Source organism: Stenotrophomonas chelatiphaga, assembly GCF_032054965.1.
Classification (GTDB): domain Bacteria; phylum Pseudomonadota; class Gammaproteobacteria; order Xanthomonadales; family Xanthomonadaceae; genus Stenotrophomonas; species Stenotrophomonas chelatiphaga.
Genome location: NZ_DAMBRS010000001.1, coordinates 595,224 through 607,683 on the forward strand (window position 1 = coordinate 595,224; position 12,460 = coordinate 607,683).

Annotated in this window: 8 protein-coding genes; 1 reads left to right on the forward strand and 7 read right to left on the reverse strand. The window is 63.8% G+C overall.

Annotated elements, in window-relative coordinates; all coding sequences use genetic code 11:
* The first annotated feature begins 9 nt into the window (after positions 1 to 9).
* The gene (locus RTX79_RS02975; protein ID WP_312681704.1) at positions 10 to 528 is read left to right on the forward strand and encodes a DUF6622 family protein; all 519 of its coding nucleotides are present in this window, start codon (positions 10 to 12) and stop codon (positions 526 to 528) included.
* 86 nt (positions 529 to 614) lie between these two features.
* On the opposite strand, the gene RTX79_RS02980 is transcribed toward RTX79_RS02975, so the two are convergent.
* From RTX79_RS02980 to RTX79_RS03010, 7 genes are all read right to left on the reverse strand, one after another.
* Positions 615 to 4,427 carry an NAD(P)-binding protein gene (locus tag RTX79_RS02980; RefSeq protein WP_312681706.1) on the reverse strand — a complete coding sequence of 1,271 codons (3,813 nt, stop codon included), beginning with the start codon at positions 4,425 to 4,427 and terminating at the stop codon, positions 615 to 617.
* 3 nt (positions 4,428 to 4,430) lie between these two features.
* Entirely contained in the window at positions 4,431 to 5,336 is a 906-nt protein-coding gene (locus RTX79_RS02985) for a manganese catalase family protein (RefSeq protein WP_312681708.1), read from the reverse strand.
* 331 nt (positions 5,337 to 5,667) lie between these two features.
* Positions 5,668 to 9,084: a response regulator gene (locus RTX79_RS02990; protein ID WP_312681710.1), complete on the reverse strand. Its 3,417-nt coding sequence runs from the start codon at positions 9,082 to 9,084 to the stop codon at positions 5,668 to 5,670.
* Positions 9,085 to 9,212: 128 nt separating this feature from the next.
* Positions 9,213 to 9,917, reverse strand: a complete 705-nt coding sequence (locus RTX79_RS02995) for a hypothetical protein (RefSeq protein ID WP_312681712.1) — start codon at positions 9,915 to 9,917, stop codon at positions 9,213 to 9,215.
* Between the two features lie 88 nt (positions 9,918 to 10,005).
* Positions 10,006 to 10,203 (reverse strand): hypothetical protein, encoded by a 198-nt coding sequence (locus RTX79_RS03000; RefSeq protein WP_312681714.1) that lies wholly within the window; start codon positions 10,201 to 10,203, stop codon positions 10,006 to 10,008.
* 128 nt (positions 10,204 to 10,331) lie between these two features.
* Positions 10,332 to 11,438: an MvdC/MvdD family ATP grasp protein gene (locus tag RTX79_RS03005; RefSeq protein ID WP_312681716.1), complete on the reverse strand. Its 1,107-nt coding sequence runs from the start codon at positions 11,436 to 11,438 to the stop codon at positions 10,332 to 10,334.
* Positions 11,431 to 12,459, reverse strand: a complete 1,029-nt coding sequence (locus tag RTX79_RS03010; RefSeq protein ID WP_312681718.1) for a peptidase domain-containing ABC transporter — start codon at positions 12,457 to 12,459, stop codon at positions 11,431 to 11,433. Before RTX79_RS03010 ends, RTX79_RS03005 begins: the two co-directional genes overlap by 8 nt.
* Between the last annotated feature and the right edge of the window lies 1 nt (position 12,460).

Sequence of the window (12,460 nt, forward strand, 5' to 3'; positions counted from 1 at the left end):
CCCGTGCAGATGCTGCAGCTCTTCGTTTCGCATACCCCGATCTGGGTCTGGGTGGTTCTGGCTTTCCTGGTCATGCGCGGCGTCATGGCGATGAAACCGGGTGAAACCTTGCTGTCGAAACTGGCGATCGTGCCGGCCCTGTTCACGGTGTGGGGTGTGTGGTCGATCAACGTCCGGTATCCCGCATCGTGGGAAGCCTGGGCACTGTGGATGGTGGGAATTGCCGCCGGTGCGGGCATCGGCTGGATCCTGTTGCGGCGGGTGCAACTGCGTGTTGAGCCATCCACCGGGAAGCTGTGGCGCGGTGCGGACTACAGCCTGCTGCCGCTGTTGTTGGTGACGTTCGTAGTGAAGTACGGCTTTGAAGCGGCGCTGGCGATGTCGCCGGCACTGGTGGCGGACAGCGGCTTCCGTGCCGCCTATCTGCTGTTGTCCGGTGGATTCACCGGGATCTTCATCGGCAAGTACTGCCGGTACCTGGTGGCGTCGCGTGCGCTGGCGCAGGACCTGGTTGCGCCGGTGGGCTGACAGTGGTCGCGCTTCGCGCTCGCCGAGCGTGGCTCGGCGCTACCGAATTGCGCCCGCGTCGACCTGCCTTGGTGGCGCGCGTGTACTCATGTGGCGCCGGCCCTGCGCTTTGTCAGTGAAGCCTGCACGTTGCCCGCAGCGCGTCGGCCGGCCAGGAAGGCGTGGTCCGAATTGTAGTACTCCCATTCGCTGTAGCGCCCGGCCAGCTCGATGTCATGGGTGAGCAGCCAACTGCGGATGGTGTCCACGTTCGCGGCACGCGCATGGTCATAAAGGACATAGGCGTAGGGCATGTCCACGATGGATGTCGTCAGGATCGGATCGTCGGCGCGCAGCATGCCGACCTCGACACATTCGCGGATGCAGCGCGCTATCAGGGCATCACCGTCCAGCGGAAGCGGCTTGGTCGGCGAGTAGGTGATCTCGCAGGTCAGCCCGAAGCCACCGGGCGGATTATTGTGCGGACTCGCATTCCCCTGCACGAAGATGCGATGGAAGATGGTGTCCTCCGGATAGTAGATCCAGTGCTTGTCGGTCAGGTCTGCCCGGCCAACGCCGAGATTCACGCAGCGCACCGATACGTGGCGCAGGCCGCCCGCTGCCAGCCGCACCCGCTCCGGCGCTTCGTCACCCATCAGCGCGATGAACTCGGGCAAGGGGAGGGTACTCACCAGGTGCTGCCAGCGCATGCGCTGGCCGTCGGCAAAGCTGACCTCACGGCGGCGCACGGACACTGCGCTGACCCGCCTGCCCAAGGAAAGTTTTCCTTCCAGCAACGGAAGAAAACCATCCATCAGCGCCTGGAAGCCACCTTTCAGGGGATACCCGAAGCGGGCGTTGGGGCCGACCGGGGCGGCCACCGGCTCCAGCGCACCCTCGATCATCTCCTGCAGGTCCGGCAAGGGCACCCGTCCGCCCAGCCAGGACGTTTCCATCTCATGCAGCGGGACCGTCCACAACTTGGTGTTGTAAGGCACGGCAAAGTGCCTGGCCACACCGGCGCCCCAGACCTGGTAGATGAACTCTTCGAAGTTTGCCGGCGGCCCGGAGCGCGCGATGGACGCGACGTTGACCCCGCTGGCCGCATCTTTCGGATCGCCTTCGGTGATGTCTGCCATGACCGTGCCATCGGCACAGCAATCAGCAGGCGCTGCACGTTTCGGGACAGGCTCGGCGCGCGCCGCGGCGTTGGCGGCTGGCGGGCCAGCGGGTGTTCCGGTCACCGTGATCGGGCCGAACCGGGCTTCGATCGCGCCGACCAGGCATTCCTTCAGCACTGCGGGAGGCAGGCCGTACAACGCCCCCTGGAACGGATAACGGGTGTGCACGCCCTTGCTGTAGACCCATGCCTCCCGGTTCTGCCAATGCAGGTTATCGCCGAGCAGAGTCTGGTAAAGCCGCAGCACCGTGGCATCGTTGGAGAACATGATGTGGCCGGCATGGTCGAAGCGGAAACCCTGATCGTCCAGCGAGCGGCACCAGCCACCCACGGTCTGTTCCTTTTCGACCAGCACACTGCCCGCGCCGTAGTGGTAAGCGGCAGACAGCCCGGTGGGGCCAGCGCCCAGGATCAGGCACGCCACCGGCGCCTCTTCGATGCGAACCACCTGGCCGCCGGCGAGATAAAGCGCGGCGCGGGGGCTAAGCCCCGCTTTTACCGTATCGAAGATGCACTCGGCCATGGCGTCGGCGGTCTGGTCCCACGACGTCGCGGAGGTCAGCCGATCCTGGTCGACGATCCGGTTGCGGCGCGTGGTTTCCCGTTCACCCAGCGCCGCGTCGCAGGCGGCGATGAAGTCCTCGCTGCTCACCGCGACCTGCACGCCGTCGGCGTAAAGCCGGATCACGTCGCGCACCGCGGTACTGACCACGGGCTTGCGCGCCGCCATGTACTCCAGCGTCTTGGTGGGGCTGATGTAGGCGGTGGATGCGTTCAACGCGAAGGGCAGCAGGCAGACATCCCAGCCGGCGATGAGCGCTGGCAGCTCGTCATAGCCGCGCTGCCCCAGGTAGTGCAGGTTCGCGGCGCGCGGCAGGCTCTGCGGGTCGATCTTCACCACCGGCCCCACCAGGTCGATCTCCCAGCCCGGGTGCGCCTTGGCCAGGGCGTCCAGCAGCGGCAGGTCCAGCCGCTCATCCAGCACGCCGAAGAAGCCCAAGCGGGGTGCGGCGGCCCTGGCGGCGGGGTCGCGCTCGCGGCGGGCCTGGGCAAAGTGCGCCACATCCACGCTGCTCGGGAAGCAGACCACGTTGGGGTTGTGCGGTTGCTTGGCGTCGTACAGGGAAGGGCCGCCGGTGAATACAACGCCGGCGATGTCCAGCAAGGTACGTTCCCTGTCCATCAGGCGCTCGGGGGCATCCTTGAACGCCCCCAGCTGATCCATGCAGTCATAGATGATGGCGACCGGCTGCAGTGACTGGAGCAGAGGAAGCGCCATGGGCGTATACAGCCAGACGGCCATCTCCGACTCACCGTGCTCGGCCAGCCACGCGTGCAGCAGTGCATCCAACACCGGGAACTGCGCATCGGCGAAACCCGGATCAGCCAGCGGGCTATGCGGCCGCAGCACCGTCACGCCGATGCACGGCTGCAGCACTTCAAGCCAGGCCTCGCGGTCGGGGTCATGCACCGGCTCTTCGAAGAACACGATGGGCCAGCGCTGGCCAAGGCGCGACAGCACGTGCTGCGGGCGCTGGTACACGAAATCCCAGCGAAGGTGCGAGAAGACCAGGAGCTGCTGCATGCCATTTCTTCCAGGTTGGAGGGGGATGTGGTGCGCAAGGGACGTACGGGCCTGGAGGTAGGCGCGTGCGTAATCGCGGACGAGCGAGAGCGGCTTCAATGCAAGGTTCGGTTGAACATCCCAAAGCCCGCTTTGATGCCAGTGCAGCGGAGATTCCCAATCCGGGCGATCCACCACCGGGTAGAGACAGATGCCTTCGAGGCTTGCGCCTGCATCGGCGGCGTAACGCACCTGCTGGGCGATGTCACTCAGCCATGCGGCCCGACCACTACCCACGTGGCTGGTCTCACTCAGCGTGATGGGCACCCCATACCGTTGCTGCAGCTTGACCAGCAGGCGGGAAAACGGGACGCGCTGTGGATCAGCGCGGTGCCAGTCCAAGGGGCGCTGGCTACCGGCTTCCCATTGATTGCCGTGGTAGTAGTTCACCCCGATCAGGTCAACGTAGCCGGGCGCGCCACCCAGCGATGGCTGCACGCGGCCCATCAGCGCATCCAGCACTTCGAACTGTCCCGCGTGCAGGCGTTCGGCCTGCTGCCGCAAGGCGGGGCTCGCCAGCGGCGCGACGACATGGATCAACGGCTCGACCCACAGCATCCGCGCAGCTGGATCCACCCGCCTGAAGGCACTGCAGCCGGCCAGTGCGGCGCGGATCAGCAGCGACTTGAGCCGGCCTGCCTCTTCGGCACGGTCGCCTGCATGCGGATGGATGAGCCCGGTATGGGTCGCCGCCCAAGACAGGAACGAGATTTCGTTGATCGGGTTGATCAGCCGAGGCGAGGGACTGGCGTAGTCCGCGAGCGCGGTCGCCGTGGCCTCGCAGAAGGCCGCGAAGCGCTCCACGAATGCCGTCTCGTTGCCGTCCAGGAGGTCCAGATCAGCGGGAACCCCGTAGTGCATCAGCGTCCAGCGTATCTGCAACCCAGCGCGCTCCGCTGCCTGCATGCGCGCATGCAGGCTTTGGAAATTGAAACCATCGCCTTGCTCGCACGTGCGCCAGCCCAGGCTTTCACGCACCGCACTGAAGCCCATCCGCCTGAGGCGGCGGTAATCCGTGTCCAGCCTGGCCAGATGGCCACTATCGACGGCCATCGACAAGGCCGTGCCGCTGCCGTTGACGTGGTCGGCGCCTTCGAAGCCACCGATCCACTTCACCGCTCAGCCCAGCATCGGGCGTGGCGGACCGTCTTCCACGGTGGGCGCAGTGCCGAGCTCGGCGCCCGTCAGGGGATCGGCAAGCGGGTCGGACGCGGTCCGCGTGGCCATGGCGTCCAGCGCCTCTTCCTGCGACGCGGTCAGGCCATCGACCGTTGCCTCACCGTCGCCGCCATCGAGCGCGTACTGCTCCTCGCGCGAGGAGACGACCGTCCACGCTTCCCCGCTGTTCCAGGGTCCTTCGACATCGCCATCGCCCTGCGACATGTCCATGTAGAGATCGGTGTATTCCGGATCACCCGGCAGCTTGCCCGGAGGGAAGTTCGGCGAAATGGCATACAGCGCCTTCTCGAAGGACTGCTGGTGCGCGATCTCGCGCGTCATCAGGAAGCGCAACGCGTCCTTGATGCCCGGATCGTCGGTGACATTGATCAGCCGCTCGTAAACCAGCTTGGCGCGTGATTCGGCGGCGATGTTGGAACGCAGGTCGGCGGTGGGATCGCCGATGGAGTCGACGTAGGCGGCCGTCCACGGGACCCCGCTGGAGTTGACCAGGGCGGGCCCACCCCCGTACAGGATCGACTGCGTGTGGCTGGTGCTGTTCTGGGTCAAGCCGCGCATCTCGATCGCTTCGATCATGCCTTCGGACAGCTCGCCCTTGGTGCCCTTGTTGAGCATTGCGATGATCGAGCCGATGATCTCCAGGTGGCTCAGCTCTTCGGTCGCCACGTCCAGCAGCAGGTCCTTGCGACCGGCATCCTCTTCGCCCAGCGCCTGGGTGAAGTAGCGCATCGCGGCAGCAAGTTCGCCCTGCGGGCCACCGAACTGCTCAAGCAGCAACGAGGCCAGGATGGGGTCGGGTTGCTCGACGTGCACGGTGTACAAGAGGCGCTTGTTATGCATGAACATGGAGCGGTACTCCTGATTGGCAGCCACGGGTCGTGCTGCGTAGGTGGGCGAGCCGCGTCTGCGGCAGCACCTGCCGGCCCGGTAGTGGGCATCATTCGGCGAACTGATGGGCGCGACGCTACGCTGGCCGGTGTTAGCCAGCGCACGCGATGAAGTGAGGGTGAGGCGAGGTAGCCCTATACAGGTGCACCCGTGGCCGCGCTTCGCGCTCGCCGAGCGTGGCTCGGCGCTACGGGACTGCGCCGGCGTCGGCCGGCGTTCCGTTCTGGCGGTGTGATGTCTGATCCACGCCGCGCTTCGCGCTCGCCGAGCGTGGCTCGGCGCTACCTCGTCAGGCGGTCAGCCAGACCCGGATCAGCGACACCAGCTTGTCCACGTCCAGCGGCTTGGCGACGTAATCGTTCGCGCCGGCCTGGATGCACTGCTGCTGGTCATCGGGCATCGCCTTGGCGGTCAGCGCGATGATCGGCAACGTGTCGAAGCGCCGGTCCTGCCGGATTTCACGGGTGGCGGTCAGGCCATCCTTGACCGGCATCATGATGTCCATCAGCACCAGTTCAATCGGCGCGGGCCCGCTGACCGCGGCGGTCAACGCATCAATGGCGTCCTGGCCATTGCGCGCGATGGTCACCTTGCAGCCGTGTGGCTCAAGCACGTTCATCAGCGCGTAGATGTTGCGCACATCATCCTCCACGACCAGCACGCGACGCCCTTCCAGCGCGGTGTCCCGGTGCTGCGCGGTGCGGATCATGCCCTGCTTGGATTCCGGCAGCTCGCTCACCACCTTGTGCAGGAACAGGGTGACTTCATCGAGCAGGCGCTCCGGGGAGCGCGCGCCCTTGATGATGATGGAACTGGAATAGCGGCGCAGCCGCACCTCTTCGGCGGCTGACAACACCCGCCCGGTATAGACGATGATCGGGGGCAGGGCATCCACGCTCTGCGCGCTCAGCATCTCCAGCAGCTCGAATCCCGAGGCATCGGACAGCGTCAGGTCCAGCACCATGCAGTCGAAGCTGTGTTCGGCCAGCGCCTGGAGGCACTCCGCCGCAGAACGCGCGCCGATCGTTTCGACGTCGGCCAGGGCCAGCAGCTCGCGCACGGCGTCCAGTTGCACGGCGTCATCTTCAACCACCAGCACCAGGCGCGGACGCAGCGAAAGCCGGCGCTCCAACGAGAGCAGCACCTCTGCAAGGGCCTCGCGGGTTGCAGGCTTGCCGAGGAAGCCGACCGCGCCCAGCGCCAGTGCTTTGCGCGAATGATCCATCGCCGAAACCACATGGATGGGAATGTGCCGCGTGTGCATGTCACGCTTCAATACATCCAGCACCGACAGGCCTGACTGGTCGGGCAGGCCGACATCCAGCACGATGGCGTGTGGCAGCTCTGCACGCGCAGCGGCCAAGGCCTCGCCCGCGCTCTGTGCGATCCGGTAGCGGAAGCCCATCTCGGACGCCAGGTCGCCGATGATCTGCCCGAACGCGGCGTCGTCCTCGACGATCAGGATCAGGCCGCGTCCGTTGCCGCCCGTACTGGTTGCCGGGCGCACGTCCTGCACAGCGATGGCGGTGGGCGCCGCGAAGCCGGTCGCAGCCGGTTCCAGCGGGGCCATCGCCACGGAAACCGCAGGGCGCCCGGGGATCGCGAGCCGGGTCGCGACCACCAGCCGGAAACGGCTGCCCTTGCCGGGTTCGCTGTCCACGGTGATGTCGCCGCCGAGCAGGCGGGCCAGCTCCTGGGAAATGGAGAGCCCCAGCCCGGTTCCGCCGTAGCGGCGGCTGATCGATCCGTCGGCCTGCTGGAATGCCTCGAATATACGTACCTGCTGTTCGGGCGCGATGCCGATGCCGGTGTCGGTCACGGTGAACACGACCTCGCCTTCGCCACCGGCCGAAGCGGAGACGGTCACGCCGCCCTGTTCAGTGAACTTCAACGCGTTCGACAGCAGGTTCTTCAGGATCTGTTCGATGCGCTGGCGATCGGATTCGATCACCGGCGGGCAGTCGGCCATCATCAGTACGTCCAACGACAGACCCTTCTCGCTGGCGACAGGGCCGAGCAGGGCGGCAATGCCCGACAGCAGCTTCTCCACGCCGAAGCGCTCGGCATGCACCTCGATATGCCCGGCCTCGATCTTGGAAAGATCCAGGATCTCGTTGATGAGGTTCAGCAGGTCGGTGCCGGAGGAGTGGATCGTCCGCGCGAACTTCACCTGTTCGGCACTCAGGTTGCCGTCGCGGTTATCGCCCAGCAGCTTGGACAGGATGAGGGCGGAATTGAGCGGCGTGCGCAGCTCGTGCGACATGTTGGCCAGGAACTCGGACTTGTACTGGCTGGCGCGCTGCACTTTGTGCGCTTCGGCCAGGATGGCGGCGTTGGCGCGTGCCAGCTTGTCGCGCTCTTCTTCGAGTTGCTGCGACTGGTCGAACAGCTGGCTGTTGGTCTGTTCCAGTTCGGCCTGCTGCTCCTCCAGTTCGTGCTGGGAACCGCGCAGCGCCCGGCTCTGTTCCTCCAGCTCTTCGTTGGAAACCTTCAGCTCCTCGCTCTGCACCTGCAGGGCTTCGGTCTGCCGCTGGGTCTTGGCCAGCAGTTCGGACAACCTGGCCCGGTAGGCGGCCGAGCGCAGCGCCACCGCCATGTCCGCCGAGGCGAGCTCGAGCAGTTCGACGACCTCGGCCGGTACCGCGCCGAAGAAGCCCAGCTCGATGATCCCGCTGACCTCGCCTTCGTGGATGCTGGGGGCGATCACCAGATGGCGGGGCAGGGCCTGCCCGAGACCGGAGGCCACCGTGAAGTAGCCCGGCGGGACATCCGAGATGACCAGCACGCGCTTCTCATCCACCGCCCGTCCAAGCAGGCTGCCGCTGGCACGAAGCGTGTGGGTGCCGTCCGCTTCGGCGGCTGCACCCACCGCCCCGATCTGCCGGAATCCGCTGGCTGCGGGCTCGAACAACATGCCGGCCTGCGCGCCGGTAAAGCGGGTCAGGAAGCCCAGGCTGGCACGGGCCAGCGCGCCGCTGTCGAGGTCGCCGCCGGTGGCGGTGGCCAGCTCCAGCCGGCCCCGCTGCAGCCAGGCATCGCGTTCGCGCGCCCGGGTGTGGCGGCGCAGCAGGATCGCGATGAAGATCGTCAGCACGATACCCAGCACGGCACTGGCGGCGCCGGAGCTCAGCGCCGCGCTGTAGGCCGATTCCATCTCCTCAAGCCGCCCGGCGCGCTTGTCCAGCTCGATCGCGCCCATGGTCGCCAGCCGGGCCCGGATGTCATCCATCGCCGCCTTGCCGCGGTTGGAGGCGACCACAGCCAAGGTGGGCTCGAGTCCCTGGGTGCGGCGCACTTCGATGGTTTCATGCAGTTCGTCCAGCTTGTCCTGAACCCTGCGCGCCAGCAGCTTCAGCCGGTCACGCTGCGCCGGGTCATCGGCCAAGGCCTCTTTCACCGTGTCCAACCGCGTGCTGGCAACACCGAGGGCGGCCCGATACGGTTCAAGGTAATTGTCGTCGCCGGTCAGCAGATACCCGCGCTGGCCGGTCTCGGCGTCCTGCACGGCCGAAAGCACGTCGGCCAGCGCGGTCATCGTCTCCTGCGAGCGAAGTACCAGCGCGCTGCCCTCGCGGATGGTGTGGATGTTCTTGCCGGCCAGGAACCCGCTGCCGAGGAAGAACAGCATGACCGCCAGCAGCGGTCCCAGCGTGCGGAAGGCGGTTCCGGCCTGGGTGGCTGCGCGGGAATGGGACGTGGAGGTCATGGCGTGGCACGAGGGGTGGATGCAACCGTTCAGATTAGCATGCCAACCCGCCCTTCATGAAGCTGCAGATTGACGCCGCACCCCGTGGCTGGCGAGAACGCTAGCGTGCCTGTATCGACGTGCCAGAATCAGTGGTCAGGCCGGAAGGACAGATGCCGACGGAAGGTGGCACCGTCACTACGAGTTGCGTCCGGGGGAAACAGAGATATCCGACCTGCGGCAAGGGCCTTTGGCTTCATTATTACGCCGACTCCTTCGGCGCTTTCAATATCGACATCGCTAACCGTCCCGTCCCGCTCGACGTGCATGACCCAAGTAATTTCTCCACTGAATGTATCCGGTGGCATCGATGAGTCGTAATTCGGGCGGCCAAGAACATAAGGCATCCCGGGCGCCGTGCGTGCGATCAACGCATCCACCGTTTCAAAGACATCTATCGATTGGGCAACAACCACCTGGTCTTTTTCGTTGAGCCGGACCTCGTAGGTCCACTTGCCTGTCGGCGCAGTGGCCGGTAGGAAAGCTGAGAAACACCTCTTCGTGCCGTCAACGTCACGATACGTTGTACTTGTGATCTGCTGCCCGTCAGGCCCCACCGCGCGCAACTGAATGCTCCTGACCACGATGGACGCATTCAGGATTGCAACGCAAACCTGATGATCAAAGCGTCGATCGAGCGCGAATGAACGCGTCTCCTGCCTGGCGAGGGCGCCGTCAGGCGTCTTGCTCCACAGGAATTCGATATAGGCATCGCTGCGTGAAGCGTCAGCGGGGCTGGCCGTGGCCGATCCACATACGAGTAAAGTAAGCAGCGGGAGGTAACTCCGTAGCATCAACAACCTCACACAATCAGGTATGTCTGGCGACAGGGCAACCCCTGTCGCCAGACTCACTTACCGGCATGGAGTACCGGCAGGATGATCAGCCGAGAATGGGATGCGTCGTCGGCGGATCGCTCTTCGGTGTGCACGTGCCATTGTCAGCCCACGAGTCCGTAGGCTGACTGGTGCCGTTCGCACCACCGCCGCTTACGCGCAACACCTCTTCACGAGAGAGAATACGTCCGAGCACACGACCCTCGGATGCTTCCACACCCTCAACATCAGTCTTCTTGAACATAAAGTCATCCTTAGTTATAGGCGGCACTTGCCGCATTTCGCACGCAGCGCTTGCTGCGACTGCGATGGTCCGCAGGAAGCGGCATCCATTCGCTCCGTACGCTCACATTACCGCGAGCGAATTATTCTTCATTTTGAGATTAACCCATGCTCGTACGCAGAAACTGTGATGTCTTTCAGGGTTAGCGGGTTTGCAACTGGAGCATAGGTAAAATCTTTGCGCCCACATTCCAGGAACTGGCAGAAGGCATCGAGTACAGGTAGATCCGGACACCAGGATTCAATGAAGAAAAACTGGCCAGCTTCATTCACCTCCATGAAGCACCAATCATCATCCGGAGTGACAATGAAATCGAAGCCTCCGCTGACGATTCCAAGACGAGCCATCAGAGCTATACAGGAAGCTTGCACTTCCATGGGGAGCTCTGCTGGCTCGCAGCGCTTGATGGAGCGTTGATCCAAGCGCCAATCGATATCACCGCCCTCCAACGTGGACGACTCTATCCGTACAGCAAAGCAACTGTGCCCGAAGAACTGGGCTCGGACTTCGTACGACTTCTCAATCTTCTGCTGGAACACGCCAGGCGTAGCGCGAAGGATCCGATCAGAAGGCAGGTCCGAACTGGTCACTGCAGCGGTGTAGGTCTTGCGAACAACCCCTTCCTCGTCCCATACGAAGCCCCCAAGTGGCTTGTAGATGCATGCCGAGCCTTCGGCAAGGAACTGGCGGATGTCTCCTGGATCATTACTGATCAGCGTACGAGGAATATCAATCCCGATTTCCTGTGCATAGCGCAGTTGCCGCGCCTTTGATTCGCAGAGGAGCGATGACGCATGCGGATTTACCCAAAATTCCCTCGAAAATGCCTCGGGATGAGAGCGCTCCGACATACGCAACTCTTCCGTTGCGAATTCTGCATCCAGAGGGTCGATGTAGGGTGGCGCGGAAAGAATGCGTCTACGTCTGTACCACACTACGTCTACGTCGCTTGAGGATATGCAGCCATCTGCCGTATGCAGCGCCCCTTCCAGCCCACCTGCCGAGAACTTCAGGGTGCAACTGTTGCCGGCTGGCACACGGTCGCCCCGCCACTCCATTACCTGATTCCCGCGCTCACGAAGCGCATGGCCCGCAACTGCCGCATGAAAATCACCGTCGACCGTGTGAATAAGTATTGTTGCCGGGCTAATTGGGCGCGTGAGCGGGCGGCGAGGCCCTTCTCTATTATCAGGCAAGGCTTTGGGCTCCTTCGTCATGCTGTGGAGAGGGACCGACGTCTTGATCGAAGGACTCCGTTCGCACGAACGAGGTCAGGTCCACCACGCGATCCGCACTGGCGATGGTCTCCTTACGATGCGCGAAGATGATTCGCGTCGCCTTCAGGCTGCCAACGTGGCGATTGATTACATGCTCGGTATCAGTGTCGAGATGACTGGTGGCCTCATCGAGTATGAGTATCTTTGGCTTTTTGTAGAATGCGCGCGCGAGTAAGAGGCGCTGCTGCTGGCCGCCTGACAACGCGGCACCCATATCACCAACCAACGACTCATAGCCCATGGGTAGAGCGGAAACATCTCGATGGATGCCGGCCATGGAAGCTGCCTCGACAATAGGCTCGATACGCGCAGCAGCATCAAAGAATGAAATATTGTCCGCGATAGTCCCCGCGAACAGGGAATCATCCTGCATCACCACGCCGAGCAGCTCCCGATAACCAGCAAGACCAAAGGAGCGTATGTCTACGCCGTCGATCTCAACGCACCCCTCGGTCGGTTCCAGCAAGCCCACCATCAACCGCGCGAGGGTGCTTTTACCGAATCCACTGGGGCCAATGATCGCGACGGATTCGCCATCGTTGACCTCCAGTGTGACCTTACGAATAATCCAAGGCTCGGACTGGGAGTATCGGAAGCCGATGTTGTTCAGTCGAATTCGTGCGTTAAGCTTCCGGCCACTGTTGGTGCTTACGACATTCTGCTCAGGCTCGGCCAGCGCGACATCTGCAATGCGCTCTGCGTGCAGGCTAAGCATGCGAAACTCGACAATTTTATCTATCAGGGCTCCTGCCTTTTGCGCGAACTGATCCGCATAAGCCACAAACGCGACCAGCATGCCCGCGGAGAACTCGCCTGACATCACCAAGTGCGCCCCAAGCGCAACAATCGAAACGCGCTGAAGACCCGAGACCGTGCTCCCCATGACGCCGAAGCCAAGGGTGTATCGCTGCACCTGCATTGCGCGCTTGTTGGCCTCCATC

Bases quoted from the DNA above. Each gene is read 5' to 3' on its own strand.
- RTX79_RS03000 (WP_312681714.1), bottom strand. From the start codon at position 10,203: ATGTTCAAGAAGACTGATGTTGAGGGTGTGGAAGCATCCGAGGGTCGT.
- RTX79_RS02995 (WP_312681712.1), bottom strand. From the start codon at position 9,917: ATGCTACGGAGTTACCTCCCGCTGCTTACTTTACTCGTATGTGGATCG.
- RTX79_RS02975 (WP_312681704.1), top strand. From the start codon at position 10: ATGCTGCAGCTCTTCGTTTCGCATACCCCGATCTGGGTCTGGGTGGTT.
- RTX79_RS02985 (WP_312681708.1), bottom strand. From the start codon at position 5,336: ATGTTCATGCATAACAAGCGCCTCTTGTACACCGTGCACGTCGAGCAA.
- RTX79_RS03010 (WP_312681718.1), bottom strand. From the start codon at position 12,459: ATGGAGGCCAACAAGCGCGCAATGCAGGTGCAGCGATACACCCTTGGC.
- RTX79_RS02990 (WP_312681710.1), bottom strand. From the start codon at position 9,084: ATGACCTCCACGTCCCATTCCCGCGCAGCCACCCAGGCCGGAACCGCC.